Here is a 16,660-nt window from a genome sequence, read left to right as displayed (position 1 = left end):
GAGTTTCACCCCGGTAAGATAAAAATATGACTGATCGTTTTCTAGCGCCCGATGCAACAAACCCACGCTATATCACCACCGTGGATGCAGTACTCGCTGCTGCCCTGACTACTCCTCCTGCGGGATCATCTATCGCACCAGCGTCTTCGCAACTTCTCCTGTATACCCTTGATGGGATTAGCGAAGTTCTAGAGTGGAACAATGAAGGCGCTGCGGCAGACGAGTTCGCCTGCATTTGGCTTGCGTTCACCCGCTGGCTACGTACGACGGGGGCACCGGTATCAGATAATGTCCCGTTCGCTCTAGACCGTCCCATCGATGCCTTGCCGTTGATGTCTTCCAGCGCGCATCAAGAGGCATCGGTCGTAGATATTCTCAATACAGGTCAGATGCAACTACTGTCTAAATCATCGGTCAGGCACGTCAACTCCCCCAGTGTGCTCATCTGGAGCACCGCTTTTGGTCTCCTACCCGTTAAGGATTATCAAACAGTAACCAAGCTCAGCTCTCATACCTGCGCTCTTACTCACGGTGATTCTCGCACGGTGCTCTCTGCCATGTGTGTTGCATTGCTCGTTCGTTCCATGGCGTCAGCTACGTCGGATGCTTCCGTGGAATTTGCGGTTCGAGAACTGCGCGACTGGCTGGCTAACTACTCGAATGCTGATTTCGCCGCACAAGCAACGTCGGTTCTTGCTCTGGTTGATCAAGCTCTGGTAGCCCGCAATGAGCCGCTGACCGTTGAGCATCTGCGTCAAAAATTCGAGGACGCCCGCACCGCCTCTCAGATGCTTGCTGCTGCTCTTTATCTGCTACTGCATGTTGAACGCACAATAGCTGAAACTTCAACTCCAGAGGATATTTTCAACGAATTCCTCTCTGATGTCTCTGAAATAGATGCAGCTCTCACCGGCAACGACCAGCAGTTGCTCTATCATCTGGTTGCTATCTTGTTAGCGGCAGCATACCCCACACCAATGACCGCTATTTCTAACGTTTCAGAGCAAGCCCACGAAGCGATTGATCTTCTGTCAGCCAACTGGCGCAAACAGCTCGGTATCGCTTAACACGAAAGCCGGTGCACGAAGAATTCGTGCATCGGCTTCTTATTTTAGAGGTGTCTTACTGCCCCATAATTTCGTGCTTATGGTCCATGAGCCAGTTGTCGGCGCGCTCCACAGCAAGACGCAAAATCGCTCCGCCCATACCGCTGTGAACGGTATATGCAACCGCTTGCAACGCCAGGAGCCTAGAAACAATCTTCGCTCGAGTGATTTCTTCTTCGGTCGCAGCTTTTCGTAGGCTCTCCCAGCCGTACCAGTTACCCAATGCGGCCAGATCGAAAGCGGGGTCAGCTATCGTCACATGGTCCCAATCAATCACACCCGCTAGGCGATCCCCCTGCCACAAGATGTTATGTCCCGCTAAATCACCGTGTACTAGCACCGGTTCTACCGGATCAAGTTCTAGCACGCTATCGATGACCGCGTGAGCAATTTTCTGGTTAGTTTTAAGCAAGAGCGGAACCACGTCCTGTCTCAGGGTACGAACCCAGTCTGTACCACCCCAGTGCGCGTGAGGGTCATCGAGGTAGGGCTCCCAGCCTGTGGTGTCAATCTTTTTAAGACTGTTGACTAGGGTGGCGAGCGCTTTTTCTGGCGCTGGCCCCGGCTTCCGAGGCTCACCTTTAATCCAGGTGGTACCGACCGCCGTGTGGCCGTTGCGAGTAATGACGCGGGTGATAGGACGCGGCACTTCGTAAGGTAAATCGGTCGGAAGACGCCGGAGAATCTCGGTGCGTCGTGCCACCATAAACGCGGTTTTGTCCGTTTTGGCGACGCGCACACTCAACTGGTTTCCCATGTTGATAATGATGTGTGCTGAGCCCGAATGACGGACGTCCCAGCGGTCGAGGGCGACATTGACACCGGCCTGAGTCATGACCGCTTTGACCACGGCCATAGACCTCATTTGCTCCAGGTGCGCGACCATTGGCTATTTCACCCTTTTCAATGCTCTATCTGTGATACGTGTTACTCTACATCAAGAGCTCGGCGAAGATGCGGAATCAGCGCTTTAAATGCTTCAGCTCGATGGCTCATCGAATTTTTAATTTCGGGGCCAATCTCTGCACAGGACTTACCAGCCAGCTCACCAGTAAGTGCGGCAGGTGCCAGGATGGGATCATACCCAAATCCCCCTTCGCCGCGCGGTTCGCGCAGAAGCGTCCCCGGCAGCTCACCGTGCTCGACGGCCGTTTCGCCCGTCGGAGTCGCCATGGATGCTGCACACATAAATCGTGCGCCGCGGTGTTCATCAGCGATATCAGAGAGCTGCGCCAAAAGAAGGTTGAGGTTAGCGGTGTCATCGCCGTGCGCTCCCGCCCAGCGAGCCGAGAAAATACCGGGGGCTCCGTTGAGCACATCAACAGCTAGTCCAGAATCATCAGCGATAGCAATCAGCCCTGTATGGTGAGCTGCAGCGCGTGCCTTGAGCAGGGAATTTTCGGCGAACGTAATGCCGTGCTCAACCACATCTGGCACATCAACGTCTGCGGCGCTAACCACCTGAGCATCGACGTCCAAACCTTCAATCTGACCTCGTAAAATTTCACGAAGTTCGCGAAGCTTACCCTGATTATGGGTTGCTAATACGACGCGGGGCTGCATTCTTTAGCTCTCCAAGGTTTCGTTCTGGATGCGGGTTAGCTCTTTGGTGCCAACCAGGGCAAGGTCGAGTAAGGAGTTGAGTTCATCGCGGTCGAAGGGTGCGCCCTCTGCAGTGCCCTGAACTTCAACGAACTTACCGTCACCGGTAACGACAACGTTCATGTCGGTCTCAGCGCGAACATCTTCAACATACGGAAGATCAAGCATGGGCACACCGTCGATAATGCCCACCGAAATAGCAGATACAGAACCTGTCAGTGCCTTAGCGTTTTGAGGAAGAATTTTTTCGTTCTTAGCCCACTCGATAGCTTCTGCTAAGGCAACATAGGCACCGGTAATTGCCGCAGTGCGGGTGCCGCCATCTGCTTGAAGAACATCGCAGTCAAGAACAATAGTGTTCTCGCCCAATGCCTTGGTATCAATGATGGCGCGGAGCGAGCGACCAATCAGACGAGAAATTTCGTGGGTGCGTCCACCAATTTTTCCTTTGACGGACTCGCGTGATGAACGAGTACCCGTAGCGCGAGGCAGCATCGCGTATTCAGCAGTGACCCAGCCGGTGCCTTGCCCCTTGAGCCAGCGCGGCACGCCTTCGGTGAACGACGCGGTGCACAGCACACGGGTGTTTCCGAATTCGATGAGAGCCGAGCCTTCAGCATTCTGTGACCAACCGCGAGTAATTTTTACTTCGCGCAGCTGATCGGTAGCGCGTCCGTCGGCACGGGTTACAGTGGTTTCGCTCATAGTTATCTCCTAGTGCGTAGAACAAGTAATCAAAGAATTTAAGAATGACGCTGCACAACGTTGAGCGTTGTCGTGGGCGGGTGCAGCTCTGAGACGCGAGGCGGTTGCACCTCGTAGCTTGCAGATACCTCCGCTAATTCAACGGAACCATCGAAAACACTACGAGCTTCTGCCAGAATTTCCTGCGGATCATTCCAAACAGGCAGGTGGGTGAGCAAAAGATTTCGAGCATGAGCTTCCCGGGCAACGTCCCCGGCACGCTTACCGGTCAAATGGATGCCGCGCAACGCGTCGTCGCGTCCCTCCTGATAAGCCGCCTCACACAAGAACAAATCAGCGTTGTGCGCTGCCTCAACAACACCCGCGCAGTAGTCAGTATCACCGGAGTAGGTCAGCACTGTATGCTTTCCAGCAACATCACATTCAATACGCAGGGCGTAAGGCTCCTTCGTCGGGTGCAGAACCTCAAACGGAGTAATAGTGAGAGGACCAATTTTCACCATTTCATGGTGCATCCAACTGTGAAAATCGAATTCGGTGCTCATGCCAATTTCATCGTATTGCCCATGAGAATGGCGCAAATAATCGTGCAAGTCCGACGGTCCGTACAGCGGGATAGGTCCCTTGCTCCATCCGCGAGGATCCCACTTCACCGCCACATGCACACCCGAAAGGTCAATGCAATGATCAGGATGCAAATGCGACACCAAAATCGCGTCAATATCCTCAAGTTTGACGTGACGTTGCAGAACCCCCAAAGCACCGTTGCCCATATCTAAAATGATGCGCCAGGTCTTACCGGCAGAATCCGTTGCCGAAACCATGTAGCAAGATGCGGGTGAATCCGGGCCCGGAAAGGAACCCGAATTGCCGATGACAGTCAAACGCATAGAGCTTCCCTTTTCAGTGAAAATACTCGATTATCCGCGAGTTGAATCTACGGACGGATCGATAGTGATAGTGGGTGTATGGGCAGCAGGGGGCACTACAGCAAGAGAACCGGTAGGGTAACGCTCAGCCACAGAGTTAGTGTGACGCACGGTTGCAACCTCAGGACCTAGAAAACGGTGAGCCAACCGCTGGAAGGTCTCAGTTTCGCCTGTTGCCAAAAATTCGTGGTGAGTTTCAAGCTCGGAGTTTCTTTCCATCCCGTGGCGAACCAAAGCTTTAAAAACGTCTTTTGCAGATTCTTCTGACGAAGATACGAGGGTCACGTCATCGCCCATAATGTACGAGATAACACCGGTCAGTAGCGGGTAGTGAGTGCACCCCAGAACCACGGTGTCAACGCCAGCATCCTTGAGCGGTTGCAGGTACTCTTGAGCAGTCTCAAGAAGCTCGGGGCCGGTAGTGATGCCTTTTTCAACAAATTCGACAAATCGCGGGCAAGGCACAGAGATAATTTCAATATCGCTGGCAATAGCAAAGGTATCTTCGTAGGCACGCGACGTCACTGTAGCTTCAGTTGCAATCACACCAACTTTGCGATTGCGAGTGGCAGCAACAGCACGACGGGCAGCAGGCTGAATAACCTCAACCACCGGGATGCCGTAAGTACGGGTATAGCGCTCGCGGGCGTCCCTGAGAACAGCCGCGGATGCGGTATTACAGGCAATCACTAACAGCTTGACACCAGAATCCACCAGCTCGTCCATGATTCGTAGCGCGTGAGCTCGAACCTCTGCAATTCGCAACGGACCGTAGGGCCCATGAGCGGTATCCCCCACATAGATAATTTGTTCATGTGGCAACTGATCCATAATTGCGCGCGCCACCGTCAAACCACCCACACCAGAATCAAAGATTCCGATGGGAGCAGAGGGCGTCGGATGCGCAGGCACCTGAGACCCCCAAGCGGAGGCTACGGTGTGCGGCGTGTCAGTCGAATTCATAATTACCTTCGAACAGTAGTCTGATGCTGCCAAGATTGCTGTTGTAGCGATAACTAAACAGGTAAATGAGGGCGTTATCACGCGTTATGGCGGCGTTCATGCCCGATTATTACGCACCGTGGTGAAGTGCTGCGCGGGGCTAAAAATTAGTTCTCTAATGATTCAAGCATCGCCGTCATGAGGGTGTCTTGAAGCCAGGTGGTGAAGTTGTACAACAGGCCCATGTAGCCTGCGATATCTTCCACGGATTCAGGTTCAGAGTACAGGCGTTCGATGCGAGCGGAATCCTCATCGGTGGCCAGGTTGAGACGAGCACCCAGCGTCAGACGCACATCGTTGAGGGCACTTGCCCACGCATGGGCGTGTTCTTCGTTCAGCACAACCCGCTGGTTCTGAACGTCCATAGATGCCAGAGCTAAAGCTGACATTTTTTGCTCGCGCAGGTTCAGTTCAGTGAATTTTCGGAATTCATCGGCAACCTCGGGGTCGTCGCTCGCGATGGGAAGCATACGTAAAACTGCGTTATCTGAGGGCGGACGCGCATCCGTCTTGATTCCCAACATGCGCTCAAATTCATCGACACTGTCTAACTCTTCAGGCTCAAGAGTGAGCGCAACGTCGTCAAAAAGTTTGGTGAGAAGTTTGATTTCTTCAGGGTCAAAATGCGCTACGTACCCTGCCGGTGTTTTTCTAAAGCCTTCAGCCATTTAGTTCTCCTGCACTCTTTCAAATGTTGCCCACAAGCCCCAACGGTGCATAGCTGAGGTATGCTGTTCCGCTTCTTCACGGGAACCCACGAAAACTACTGCTTTGCCTTCTTCGTGTACCGCAAGCATCAGTTTCTGAGCTTTTTCAGCGCTGAAGCCAAAGTGAGAGCGAAACACGTACGTCACGTAGCTCATCAGGTTGACAGGATCGTTCCACACAATCACTTTCCACGGAGTATCTGGTGCCACAGATTCATCGGAATCAATGGACGGAAGCGTCATCGCTTCGGGCTCTGCCACTGACAGAACCGCGGTAGAACAAGCCACAGTCAATCCTTTCCACGGCATTTAGGTACACCGTGTCACTTATGTGCGCTAACTTCTCTATCCTAAACTACCTGTCAGTATCAGCAAGGGGGCACCGGTTTATCTCATAGCCAAAGTGATTGGCTATGCGCTACTTTTTCATGAAGTCGCGTCATGCCACGAACGAACACAGGGGTGAACTTTTAGCAGTTGGCCAGCCAAAACCACTAAAATGGACCCGTGGCTTTATCAACAGCATTAATGACAGATCACTACGAACTCACCATGTTGCAAGCCGCCCTACAGTCGGGCGCTGCGCATCGCACCTGTGTTTTCGAAGTATTTACCCGCTCCCTCCCCGCAGGACGCCGCTACGGTGTGCTTGCCGGCACCGGACGGTTTCTTGAAGGACTCCAGAATTTCAAGTTTTCCGAGCGTGAGCTGAATTTTCTGGCCGAGCGCAAGGTAGTCAATGAAGAAACTATTGAGTACCTGAGAAACTTCAAGTTCACCGGCAATATCTACGGCTACGCCGAAGGTGAGATTTTCTTCCCGCACTCCCCCGTGCTACAAATCGAAGGAACCTTTGCCGAAGCTGTCATTTTAGAAACGTATCTGCTGTCCATCTTGAACTACGATTCAGCGGTGGCATCGGCGGCCTCACGCATGAGCATTGCAGCGGGCACGCGTCCTTGCCTAGAAATGGGGTCACGACGCGCTCACGAAGAAGCAGCAGTCGCCGCCGCACGCGCCGCTGTTATCGCCGGTTTCACCTCAACCTCTAATCTTGAAGCTGGATTGCGCTATGGTCTGCACACTATCGGCACCAGCGCCCACGCCTTCACTCTTTTGCACGATACCGAAGAGGACGCTTTCCGCGCTCAGCTGGATTCACTGGGTCTTGATACCACCTTGCTCGTTGACACCTACGATGTCGAAAAAGCAGTGCGACTTGCGGTTGAACTTGCCGGTGATCAGCTCGGGGCTGTGCGCCTGGACTCCGGTGATCTCGTGGCACAAGCGATGTGGGTTCGTGAACTTCTTGACTCCCTGGGCAATCAGAAAACCAAAATCACTGTGACTAGCGATCTTGATGAATACGCGATTGCCTCGCTTGCGGCCGCCCCTGTTGACTCGTACGGCGTCGGTACTAAATTGGTCACCGGTTCGGGTGCGCCGACGTCCTCGATGGTCTACAAGATTGTGGCACGTGAAAACAGCGAAGGCGTCATGGAGCCCGTTGCTAAAGCATCTAAGAACAAGTCTTCTGTGGGTGGCCGCAAGAACGCCGTCCGCCGAATCAATGATTCCGGCGTAGCAACCGCAGAACTCATTGGTGTTGACGTTACCGCCCCCGCTGATTCTAATGATCGTGAACTGCTCGTAGATTTCGTCATCAATGGTGAGCTACAGCCCGGCTTCACGGGTGCCGAAGGTGTGCGCGCAGCGTCCACACGACACGCTCAATCGATTCGTGAATTACCGCGCAATGCGTCCAGGCTGTCAGCGGGTGAACCCGTGATTCCTAGCGAATTTATTGTCAAAGAACAGACCAACTAGTCGAAGGATTTTTAATGCCCAAGGCACTTATTATCGTTGACGTCCAGAACGATTTTTGTGAAGGTGGATCGCTTGCAACCGAGGCGGGAGCTGAAGTTGCTGCGCTCATCAGTGAGTACGTTGAAAACCACCACACGGAGTACGAGGCAATCGTTGCAACGCAGGACTGGCATGTAGACCCGGGCGAGCACTTTAGCGAGACCCCGGACTACAAGAATTCCTGGCCGGTACACTGCAAAGCTGAATCTTTTGGGGCTGAGCTTCACGAAGACTTAGATACTGACTACATCACCGCTTACTTCCGTAAAGGCGAGTTCGAAGCCGCGTATTCGGGGTTTGAAGGCCTGCTGGCGCCAGAAGATACCGTGATGACCGGTGAACGCGACGTAAATGCGCCGGTAGCACCAGAGACCCCGAAGGTGTCGCTGGATGACTGGTTGCAGGAGCAGGAGATTACCGATGTTGATGTTGTCGGTATCGCCACCGATTTCTGTGTTCGAGCCACGGCGCTGGATGCGGTAGATGCCGGATACGAGACCCGCGTGCTCACCGATCTTACTGCACCAGTATCTGAGGAAGGTTTCGACACCGCGCTTGAAGACTTTGAGGACGCCGGTGTTGAAGCCTTAGAGGTTCTGTAGGCTGTACCACTACAAAAGGTGAGGTGCTTGATATAGCCGTGTGTGGCTATATCAAGCACCTCACCTTTAGTGTGTTCTCTTCTTTATTTTCGACCCAAGAACCAGTCTTGCAGTTTATCCAGGCGCGCCTGCAACTGCTCCGCATTGGCCTGGGGCACAGCGGGACCGCCGCAGATGCGACGCAATTCGTTGTGAATTGACCCGTGCGGCTTGCCTGTTTTAGCTGCCCAGGCTGACACGTTTTTAGCTAGCTGGTTGCGCAGGTTCTTCAGCTGTCTATGGTCAACGACGCTGGGCTCCTGAGCTCGTGCCGATGCGGGACGCTTGGACGCGTATTCCTGTTGACGTGCGCGTAGCAAAGTACCTACCTGATCGGCGTCGAGGAGTCCGGGAATACCCAAAAAGTCTTGGTCTTCATCGGTTTGCTCATCCATTCCGCCCATTGAAAACTCTGAACCATCAAAAAGCACACCGTGGAAGGATGCTTGAGAGCCGATAGCTTCAAACTTACCGCGGGTTAGCTGATCAGATGCGACCTCTTCTTTATTTGCCTCGTCAATGAGGTGGTCATCGAGGCCTTCATTGAGCGGGTCTTGCGGCATCTCATCTGCCGGGGATTTACGGTCGAGCGCGTGGTCGCGTTCTTCTTCCATCTCGTTGGCAAGCATCATCAGCTGTGGAACGGACGGCAAAAATACCGACGCGGTTTCGCCGCGTTTACGGGCTCGCACAAAACGTCCGATAGCCTGCGCGAAAAACAGCGGCGTAGATGTTGAGGTTGCGTAAACGCCTACTGCTAGACGCGGAACATCAACACCTTCTGACACCATGCGCACCGCAACCATCCAGCGCGAGGTACCTTCAGAGAACTTATCGATATTATTTGATGCTTCTTTATCGTCAGAAAGAATGACCGCCGGCTTCTCACCTGTAATTGCCTGAAGCTGCGCGGCGTAGGCTTTCGCATCCGCGTGGTCGGTAGCAATAATCAGCGCACCGGCATCGGGCACCGTCTTACGAACTTCACTCAGGCGCTTGTCGGCAGCCGACAAAACGGTGGGAATCCACTGACCTTGAGGGTCTAAAGCAGTGCGCCACGCTTGAGCGGTGACATCTTTGGTAAAGCCTTCGCCAAGGTTCGCCGCCATTTCTTCGCCGGCTGAGGTACGCCAACGCATCTGCCCGGAATACGCCATAAAAATGACGGGGCGAACCACATGGTCCTTAAGAGCCGGGCCGTAACCATACGAATAATCTGACTTAGAACGACGGATGCCGTCCTTATCTTCCTCATATTGCACAAAAGGAATCGCCGCGGTATCAGAGCGGAAAGGGGTACCCGTCAGGGCAAGACGTCGATGCGCGGGCTCAAAAGCTTCGCGCAGACCGTCGCCCCAACTCAGTGCATCGCCGGCGTGGTGAATCTCGTCCATAATCACCAGCGTCCTGCCGTTTTCGGTACGAGCGCGGTGAAGAAGCGGTTTGTTGGCAACCTGAGCGTAGGTCAGTGCCACCCCCTGGTATTCGCGACCGTGTGAGCCATCTGAGTTTTTGAAGTTGGGATCAATGGAAATACCGACGCGAGCTGCGGCATCGGCCCACTGACGTTTGAGGTGATCGGTAGGCGCAACCACCGTCATACGGTTGATGGTGCCACGATTAAAGAGTTCTTTTGCCACGGTCAATGCAAAGGTAGTTTTACCTGCACCGGGAGTCGCCACAGCCATGAAGTCCCGCGGGTTGGTGGCAAAGTACTTCTCCATAGCCTCTTGCTGCCAGGCACGCAGCTTTGGCGCGGTACCCCATGCTGCGCGTTCAGGAAACGCCGGAGGAAGATCTGCACCTGCACCAAATAGGGTGGGCTGTTCGTGACCGCTCATAAAATCCTCCATTGACGATGTTATTGATGCGCGAGGTGAGATCACCGCGCATGTTCAAGCTTTAAGATTCTAGCCGTGCGCGCTGGTAAAAGCACAGTGCAGCAGATAGCTAAATAATCACATTGTTTGCACCGGTGACGTCAGTAGCATGCCTTAATGTCGCGTGCACGTTTACTTAATATTTTGAATTTTTTGTTTTGCGGCCCGGCGCTGTCACGCTATAGTAATTAATACCCCCAGGGGGTATTTCAATGATTGGAGTCAACCATGAAGTTTTCACCGCGTCTTTTGGCAGTGCCCGCATCCGCTCTCCTAGCTCTCACGCTCACAGCCTGCACTAACGCGTCCTCTCCCACGAGCGAAAATTCACCGTCCACCTCAGCCTCAGCAATGGACCATTCTCACCACGACATGGCTCATTCAATGGATGGCGGTCCCGCGCCTGAGGGTATCCAGGAGGCCAGCAACCCGACTTTTCCGGTGGGTTCCAAAGTCACCCTCACCACTGACCACATGGACGGCATGAAGGACGCGCCCGCTACAGTGGTTGGAGCATACGACACCACCGTCTACCAGGTGGACTACACCCCCACTACCGGTGGCGAGCGCGTCACCAACCATAAGTGGGTCGTACAAGAAGAGCTTGACGTACCGTCTTCTGAACCTCTGAAGGTTGGCGATACAGCGACCATCACCGCTGATCATATGGAGGGTATGGAAGGTGCTGAGGCAACCATCAGCGGCGTTACCGACCAAACCGTTTACATGGTTGATTACGAGTCGGACGGCATGACCATGAAAAACCACAAGTGGGTCACCGAAGATGAAATGAAATCCGCTGAATAAGTTACTTCTCTTTTAGAACACATGAGGGTGTCTACCGCACGGTAGACACCCTCATGTATTAGTTTTCGTCGTCCTTGCCAGGAGCTAAACCTTCATAGACTTCTTTGCACTGCGGGCAAACAGGAAACTTCTCAGGATCTCGCCCGGGAGTCCAGATCTTGCCGCACAAGGCACGCACGGGCTCACCCGTCAGCGCTGATTCCATGATTTTTTCTTTGCGGACGTAGTGCGAAAAACGTTCGTGATCGCCGGGTTCAGCTGCCTGAGTTTCTTCACGTTCTAGAACAGCCGTACCGCCAGAGGTAGTCGGTGCAAACGGATCCTCAACACCGGGAATTGATGACATCTATGCGCTCCTTGAATATTCAATCAATGGGTTTTTATTCTAGTCCACAACCTCTATCATCGTCAGCTTTCTCGCTACGCGGCTCTAGTAACACGTTGCAATGTGTCTGCGGCCTTCGCATCGTACCGATGAGCACCAGCGCGTAAACCGAGCATGATGCTGGCACAGCCGATGACTAAGCAGGCAACCGCCCCAACCCAACCCCACAGAGAATTACTGGTGAATTCTTGGACGCCCCAAAACACTAGACCGGGAATGCTACTGGCCAGCAAGACCAGCATGTAGCAGGCACGAGCAATTCCCTTAGAAAAACCGTCCGGATTACGCTGAGTTTTCCAGGGGCTGGTTCCCGGCGGTGGCGTTGGCAAAGTAATCACCATATCCATGTATGCGCCCAAACCAATGCCGTTGAGAAGCATCATCACCGATAGCCCCATCATGATCGGCAATGACGCGTATCCCCCGCTCACAAACGCCATCAGCAAGGTACCCAGCACAATGATGGGGAACATCACAACCAGGACGCCGGTTGCACGGCCGATGCGGTCATCGATACCGCGCAGCGGTGCAAGAACGTGCATTGAAAAGGCCGAATTATCATACGAGACCAGGTATGCAAATAGATAGCCTGCCATCGCCGGGAGAAAGACAACGAGAAAGAAGTTTGTTCCGCCGCTCTCCCCATTCACGTAAATAGCCGAATTCATCATGGCGAAAATGATGTAGAACGCTGGAATCATCACCACCATAAAGCTTGCCCTAGGATCTTTGAGGATGGTGAGAACTGTTCTGGCTGCAATAGCGCCGCGCGGGGTGGCGGGGAATTTACCGAGCAACCCAAGATCTCCCGTTTTTACAGATTTGGTTGCTACGTTCCCTGCGTATGCGCTCACGTTACGCATAGTCTTGGCAAGGTGACGATGCCACAGCCACCACGCCACCGTAGCGTAGATAACGGAAAGCATCAGGCACAGCGAAGCACCACCCCACTGCCCTTTCACGAGGTGAGCGGGAATACCCCAGAAGGACGCTAGCGGAGTGAAGCTCACCGCATCGACAATCCACGGCGCTCGCTCCCAGAGCGCTACCAAACCGGTGCTTGCGAATCCCAGAAGTGGTCCGGCCGCAATCAGCAGTAGAAAAGCGAGAGTGTTCATGAGCTGCAAAGATCGGCGGTTAGACCGCAATCTCAAGCTCACCACGGTAATAAATCGCGAAACAGCAATCGTAGTTACGCAGGCCAACACGAAAGCCGCTAAAAAGCCCAAAATCGCCAGTGGTGCATGCAAAAGACTCAAGACCATTGCGAGCATAAACAATAGCGTGATGATGCCCGGCAAACCGATGAACGCACCAATAAATTGGCCAAGCTGAAGGTCCTTGGTGCGAATCGGATAAGCCACCAGCCGGTCGGGGTCAAGCGTGGCATCGGCACCTGAGACCACTAAGGGCACGACCCACCACAAAAGGCTGATGACGGCACCGGCCCCCACCAAAAAAGTAAAGACAGCATCGGGATTACCGCTCAGCATCACGGCGACAAAAGAAAAACCCACTAGGCCGCCCAAAGCGTAAAACGCGCCAAAGATGATGCCAACCCACGCCCACGGATTTTTCCGGAAACCAGCTTTAAAGTACGCCCATTTTAGCTTTACAAGGACTGCAACCATGAAAGACCCTCACCACCTTCGTGTCGCCCGCCAACCAAAGAGATAAACCGCTCTTCTAAGCTCAGCCCGCCACGAACTTCCCCGGTAGTTCCAGCGGCCAACAAGCGTCCGTCATTCATAATCGCCACATGATCGCACAAACGCTGCACTAGATCCATGACATGCGATGAGAGAATCACTGTTCCACCGCGAGCAACAAATGCTTTGAGTATGTCCTGAATATTCGACGCCGACACCGGGTCAACAGCCTCAAAAGGCTCATCGAGCACGAGCAAAGACGGCGCGTGTATCATCGCTGCTGCCAGAGCAACTTTCTTGGTCATACCGGCTGAATAGTCCGCCACGATGCGACCGGCAGCATCCTGTAAATCCATCGCACGCAGAAGATCAGCGGTGCGAGAAGCAACCGTCTTCTCATCCAAACCGTGCAACCGGCCAGCATACGTAATCAATTGTTCGCCGGTGAGGCGGTCAAAGAGGAAAACACCATCGGGCAACACGCCAACTTTACGTTTTGCATCCAATGGCTGACTCCACACATCGACACCGGCTATGCGCACGGTGCCTTCGGTAGGACGCAGCATCCCGGTTGCCATCGACAGCGTAGTGGTCTTGCCGGCACCGTTTCGGCCAACAAGTCCGAAAAATGAGCCGTAGGGAACAAACAGGTTGATGCCGTTCACAGCTACTTTGTCATCAAATACTTTGACGAGTCCGCTAATCTCTAATGCGGCTTCGCCCACCGGTACGGTCTCAGGTTGCACCGGAGCCTGCTCATGGGCGGCGGCACTTTCTTGTTCGACCGGCGCAGGGGACGCTTGCTTATCATGGTTGGTGTAGCTTCTGCTACGAGCTTCGTCTCTCCCTGTCAGCGGCAAGTTATCATGTGGTTCTTGAAAGTGATGTGGTTGTGTCATAGTTTCACACTAACCCATAAATAGTGACATCCACCTCATTCCAGGGGATGAAAAAGGAGGCGAAACCGCAACAAGTGACTTCACCCCCTTGAGACCTATTCGGCTCTTAGAAAATAGCCATCATCAAATCGGCACGAGCCTTTGTGACGCGAGGGTCTGCTGAACCCACCACCTCAAACAAGTCGAGCAGTCGCTGACGCACAACATTCTTGGTATCAGCATCTACCACCTTGAACAAAGAAATCAATCGGTTGAACGCATCCTCAACATGACCTCCGGTGACATCCAGATCGGCAACGTTCAATGCCGCTTGGACATCGGTTGAGTCAGCCGCAGCTTTTTGACGCTCATCTGCCAGATTTAAACCGCTCACGCGCTCAAGCAGGCCCACCTGAGCCAGCCCGATTTTCGCGTCCTTATCACCTGGATTTTCGTTGAGCGCCTGTTGATAAGCTACGCGAGCACCTTCGTAATCGCCAGCGTCAATTGCGTCCACCGCTTTTTGGTGCAGCGGCGGAAGAGGCTTTTCGTCTTCATCCGCAACATTCGGCTCGAATCCGCCGGGCAACTGTTGCTGAGCAGCTACTTGAAGCACCTGCTGCAACACCTGGAGCATCTGTTCTTCGGTCACCTGCGAATTAAACATGGGAGCAGGCTGACCGTTAATTACGGCTACAGCGGCGGGAACGCCCTGAATTTGGAAGGCCTGACCAATTTCAGGATGCTTGTTGGTATCGACCGCCGCAAGCAAGAGGTTGCCGCCTGCGGTATTGATAATGCGTTCTAAGGTGGCCAGAGTGTCTTTGGATGCCGGTGAGTGGTCAGCCCACATCACAAAGATGACTGCACCCTGGCTGGAGAGTTGCACGTACTTTTGAAAATCTTCTGCGCTTTCAACGTCAAAGCGCCAGCTAGGTTCTGAGGGTGCAGATGCTTGAGACTCAGAGGAAGGCGTCTGCGCAGAAACAGTCTGTGATAAGTCCATCGCGCCTCGAACTGACGCAGGAATGTTTTCTTCTGAAGGGGTTGGAACACCGGGGTTTGTCATGAAAAGCTCCTCACATTCTTTCTCTCTTACCGCCATTGTAAAAGGGATTGGATTTAAGACAGTGCCTCTCACGCCGCTGGCTGAATTAGAATAACTACAGATAGTCAACACACTGCGCAGAAAAGTTCAGGTTCATGTCAGAGAAACGCCCTTTTACTCACGCTCAACAAATGCTTCGCGCTACTTTTAAGCGCGGACAAGAGCAGCGTGCGGCTGCAACTCGTGCCCCGGAACCCAGGTTTACCGAAAAGTTTGAAGACAGTGAGACGACCCCACAACCTACTTCAGCTGACAAGGTAGTACCGTGGTCGGGTCAGAACCAATCAGCTAACTATTCTGCATCAAGCACTATCGCTAATCCCCTATGCTTTGGCTTTTGGGCTACGGCCGGTGTGGGATTTGCGCTGCTTGTTTTCTATATCCTCATGAATATAGGAGCTCTCGGTGGGTGGATTACTGTTGCGGTTTTCATCGCTTTGGGACTTGATCCAGCTGTTCGTAAATTTGAGTCCTGGGGCCTTCCCCGCGGGGCCGGTGTTACGGCCGTCATCCTTGCGTTTGTGGGCGTTGTCGTAGCCTTTTTCACCCTGATTATCCCGATGATTGGCCGTCAGGCAGTTTCGTTCATCAATAGTTTTCCTGCAGCTTTTGAAGATTTTCTCAACTCTGATTTTTTCAAAAACCTTGACCGGCAGTTCAGTATTCGCGCGTCGGTTGATAATGAAGTTCAGGACGCGTTTGCACATATGACGCAGGATTCTTCAACCGTCAGCGGCTTTTTCAACGGTCTGGTGACAGCAGGAACAACCCTGGCTGAGCTCACCACCGGCACCATTGTGGTGCTCATTTTGTCCATCTATTTCTTAGCGTCCCTTCCCATTATTAAAAACTGGGGTGTGCGTTTGGCACCGGCCTCCAAACGTCATCGGGTGCGCGATCTGACGGAAAAAATTACTCATTCTGTGGGCCAGTACGTGGCTGGTCAGGCTCTTGTCGCTTTTCTCAATGCCACCTACGCGTTGATTGTCATGCTCATTATCGGGGCACCGTTTCCGCTTTTGCTAGCTCTTTTTGTGCTGATTTTGACCTTCATTCCTTTGGTCGGTCCCATCTCAGCTCTGATTCTCGTTTCCACTCTGTGCCTGCTGGTGAGCTGGAAAACAGCTCTCATCTTCGCTATCTGCCACCTAATTTATCTGCAGCTCGAGGCCTACCTTATTTCACCGCGCATCATGTCTAAAGCCGTTGCAGTTCCCGGTGGTCTTGCCATCATTGCAGTCGCTGCGGGTGGCGCACTGTGGGGCGTGTTGGGCGCTCTGATTGCTATTCCGGTGGCCGCGTCCCTTCTCATTTTGGTACGTGAGGTCTTTATCCCCGTACAAGATAAAAAATAAAATTCCGGTCAGAAAAAGGCGGGTTACTTTCGCTAGAGAA

General features: G+C 53.3%; 17 protein-coding genes. 5 read left to right on the top strand and 12 right to left on the bottom strand.

Features of this window, described 5'->3' with window-relative positions; all coding sequences use genetic code 11:
• Nucleotides 1-26 precede the first annotated feature (26 nt).
• Nucleotides 27-1,067: an ADP-ribosylglycohydrolase family protein gene (locus IDM49_RS04785; protein WP_190725211.1), complete on the top strand. Its 1,041-nt coding sequence runs from the start codon at nt 27-29 to the stop codon at nt 1,065-1,067.
• A gap of 55 nt (nt 1,068-1,122) precedes the next feature.
• Here IDM49_RS04785 and IDM49_RS04780 read toward each other — a convergent pair whose 3' ends face one another.
• The 7 genes from IDM49_RS04780 to clpS form a co-directional block, all read right to left on the bottom strand.
• Nucleotides 1,123-1,941: a phosphotransferase gene (locus IDM49_RS04780; protein ID WP_193836678.1), complete on the bottom strand. Its 819-nt coding sequence runs from the start codon at nt 1,939-1,941 to the stop codon at nt 1,123-1,125.
• A gap of 92 nt (nt 1,942-2,033) precedes the next feature.
• Entirely contained in the window at nt 2,034-2,669 is a 636-nt protein-coding gene (gene rdgB, locus IDM49_RS04775; protein WP_190725209.1) for an RdgB/HAM1 family non-canonical purine NTP pyrophosphatase, read from the bottom strand.
• A gap of 3 nt (nt 2,670-2,672) precedes the next feature.
• Nucleotides 2,673-3,413, bottom strand: coding sequence for a ribonuclease PH (gene rph, locus IDM49_RS04770; protein ID WP_168613688.1), 741 nt, complete (start codon nt 3,411-3,413; stop codon nt 2,673-2,675).
• 38 nt (nt 3,414-3,451) lie between these two features.
• Nucleotides 3,452-4,303 (bottom strand): MBL fold metallo-hydrolase, encoded by an 852-nt coding sequence (locus tag IDM49_RS04765; RefSeq protein WP_190725208.1) that lies wholly within the window; start codon nt 4,301-4,303, stop codon nt 3,452-3,454.
• Nucleotides 4,304-4,333: 30 nt separating this feature from the next.
• On the bottom strand, nt 4,334-5,305 hold the full coding sequence (gene murI / locus IDM49_RS04760) for a glutamate racemase (protein ID WP_168613690.1): 972 nt from the start codon (nt 5,303-5,305) through the stop codon (nt 4,334-4,336).
• Nucleotides 5,306-5,451: 146 nt separating this feature from the next.
• Nucleotides 5,452-6,012, bottom strand: coding sequence for a DUF2017 domain-containing protein (locus IDM49_RS04755; RefSeq protein WP_190725207.1), 561 nt, complete (start codon nt 6,010-6,012; stop codon nt 5,452-5,454).
• The gene (clpS, locus tag IDM49_RS04750; RefSeq protein WP_228008233.1) at nt 6,013-6,294 is read right to left on the bottom strand and encodes an ATP-dependent Clp protease adapter ClpS; all 282 of its coding nucleotides are present in this window, start codon (nt 6,292-6,294) and stop codon (nt 6,013-6,015) included.
• Between the two features lie 264 nt (nt 6,295-6,558).
• Here clpS and IDM49_RS04745 point away from each other — a divergent pair, with 264 nt between their 5' ends.
• Together IDM49_RS04745 and IDM49_RS04740 are read left to right on the top strand one after the other, a co-directional pair.
• Nucleotides 6,559-7,878: a nicotinate phosphoribosyltransferase gene (locus IDM49_RS04745; protein ID WP_265578806.1), complete on the top strand. Its 1,320-nt coding sequence runs from the start codon at nt 6,559-6,561 to the stop codon at nt 7,876-7,878.
• 14 nt (nt 7,879-7,892) lie between these two features.
• Nucleotides 7,893-8,519 carry an isochorismatase family protein gene (locus IDM49_RS04740; protein ID WP_190725204.1) on the top strand — a complete coding sequence of 209 codons (627 nt, stop codon included), beginning with the start codon at nt 7,893-7,895 and terminating at the stop codon, nt 8,517-8,519.
• 83 nt (nt 8,520-8,602) lie between these two features.
• On the opposite strand, the gene IDM49_RS04735 is transcribed toward IDM49_RS04740, so the two are convergent.
• On the bottom strand, nt 8,603-10,399 hold the full coding sequence (locus IDM49_RS04735; protein WP_190725203.1) for a DEAD/DEAH box helicase: 1,797 nt from the start codon (nt 10,397-10,399) through the stop codon (nt 8,603-8,605).
• 267 nt (nt 10,400-10,666) lie between these two features.
• Between IDM49_RS04735 and IDM49_RS04730 the strand changes: the two genes are divergently transcribed.
• The gene (locus tag IDM49_RS04730; protein ID WP_190725202.1) at nt 10,667-11,245 is read left to right on the top strand and encodes a YdhK family protein; all 579 of its coding nucleotides are present in this window, start codon (nt 10,667-10,669) and stop codon (nt 11,243-11,245) included.
• A 58-nt stretch (nt 11,246-11,303) separates the two neighbouring features.
• On the opposite strand, the gene IDM49_RS04725 is transcribed toward IDM49_RS04730, so the two are convergent.
• The 4 genes from IDM49_RS04725 to IDM49_RS04710 all read right to left on the bottom strand — a co-directional run bounded on the left by IDM49_RS04725 (nt 11,304) and on the right by IDM49_RS04710 (nt 15,226).
• Nucleotides 11,304-11,591 (bottom strand): DUF3039 domain-containing protein, encoded by a 288-nt coding sequence (locus IDM49_RS04725; RefSeq protein ID WP_168613696.1) that lies wholly within the window; start codon nt 11,589-11,591, stop codon nt 11,304-11,306.
• Nucleotides 11,592-11,665: 74 nt separating this feature from the next.
• Nucleotides 11,666-13,261: a hypothetical protein gene (locus IDM49_RS04720; protein WP_190725201.1), complete on the bottom strand. Its 1,596-nt coding sequence runs from the start codon at nt 13,259-13,261 to the stop codon at nt 11,666-11,668.
• A complete protein-coding gene (locus IDM49_RS04715) occupies nt 13,243-14,178 on the bottom strand; it encodes an ABC transporter ATP-binding protein (RefSeq protein WP_190725200.1) in 936 nt (311 codons plus the stop codon). Before IDM49_RS04715 ends, IDM49_RS04720 begins: the two co-directional genes overlap by 19 nt.
• A 106-nt stretch (nt 14,179-14,284) precedes the next feature.
• On the bottom strand, nt 14,285-15,226 hold the full coding sequence (locus IDM49_RS04710; protein ID WP_190725199.1) for a co-chaperone YbbN: 942 nt from the start codon (nt 15,224-15,226) through the stop codon (nt 14,285-14,287).
• Between the two features lie 134 nt (nt 15,227-15,360).
• Here IDM49_RS04710 and IDM49_RS04705 point away from each other — a divergent pair, with 134 nt between their 5' ends.
• On the top strand, nt 15,361-16,620 hold the full coding sequence (locus IDM49_RS04705) for an AI-2E family transporter (RefSeq protein ID WP_228008195.1): 1,260 nt from the start codon (nt 15,361-15,363) through the stop codon (nt 16,618-16,620).
• The last annotated feature ends 40 nt before the right edge of the window (nt 16,621-16,660 follow it).

The sequence above is a fragment of the Rothia terrae genome (assembly GCF_014705925.2).
Classification (GTDB): domain Bacteria; phylum Actinomycetota; class Actinomycetes; order Actinomycetales; family Micrococcaceae; genus Rothia; species Rothia terrae.
Note: the sequence above shows the minus strand (reverse complement) of the source record. Positions and strands in the feature narration are given on the sequence as shown.

Bases quoted from the DNA above. Each gene is read 5' to 3' on its own strand.
- IDM49_RS04785 (WP_190725211.1), top strand. From the start codon at position 27: ATGACTGATCGTTTTCTAGCGCCCGATGCAACAAACCCACGCTATATC.
- IDM49_RS04780 (WP_193836678.1), bottom strand. From the start codon at position 1,941: ATGACTCAGGCCGGTGTCAATGTCGCCCTCGACCGCTGGGACGTCCGT.
- rdgB (WP_190725209.1), bottom strand. From the start codon at position 2,669: ATGCAGCCCCGCGTCGTATTAGCAACCCATAATCAGGGTAAGCTTCGC.
- rph (WP_168613688.1), bottom strand. From the start codon at position 3,413: ATGAGCGAAACCACTGTAACCCGTGCCGACGGACGCGCTACCGATCAG.
- IDM49_RS04765 (WP_190725208.1), bottom strand. From the start codon at position 4,303: ATGCGTTTGACTGTCATCGGCAATTCGGGTTCCTTTCCGGGCCCGGAT.
- murI (WP_168613690.1), bottom strand. From the start codon at position 5,305: ATGAATTCGACTGACACGCCGCACACCGTAGCCTCCGCTTGGGGGTCT.
- IDM49_RS04755 (WP_190725207.1), bottom strand. From the start codon at position 6,012: ATGGCTGAAGGCTTTAGAAAAACACCGGCAGGGTACGTAGCGCATTTT.
- clpS (WP_228008233.1), bottom strand. From the start codon at position 6,294: ATGACGCTTCCGTCCATTGATTCCGATGAATCTGTGGCACCAGATACT.
- IDM49_RS04740 (WP_190725204.1), top strand. From the start codon at position 7,893: ATGCCCAAGGCACTTATTATCGTTGACGTCCAGAACGATTTTTGTGAA.
- IDM49_RS04735 (WP_190725203.1), bottom strand. From the start codon at position 10,399: ATGAGCGGTCACGAACAGCCCACCCTATTTGGTGCAGGTGCAGATCTT.
- IDM49_RS04730 (WP_190725202.1), top strand. From the start codon at position 10,667: ATGAAGTTTTCACCGCGTCTTTTGGCAGTGCCCGCATCCGCTCTCCTA.
- IDM49_RS04725 (WP_168613696.1), bottom strand. From the start codon at position 11,591: ATGTCATCAATTCCCGGTGTTGAGGATCCGTTTGCACCGACTACCTCT.
- IDM49_RS04720 (WP_190725201.1), bottom strand. From the start codon at position 13,261: ATGGTTGCAGTCCTTGTAAAGCTAAAATGGGCGTACTTTAAAGCTGGT.
- IDM49_RS04715 (WP_190725200.1), bottom strand. From the start codon at position 14,178: ATGACACAACCACATCACTTTCAAGAACCACATGATAACTTGCCGCTG.
- IDM49_RS04710 (WP_190725199.1), bottom strand. From the start codon at position 15,226: ATGACAAACCCCGGTGTTCCAACCCCTTCAGAAGAAAACATTCCTGCG.
- IDM49_RS04705 (WP_228008195.1), top strand. From the start codon at position 15,361: ATGTCAGAGAAACGCCCTTTTACTCACGCTCAACAAATGCTTCGCGCT.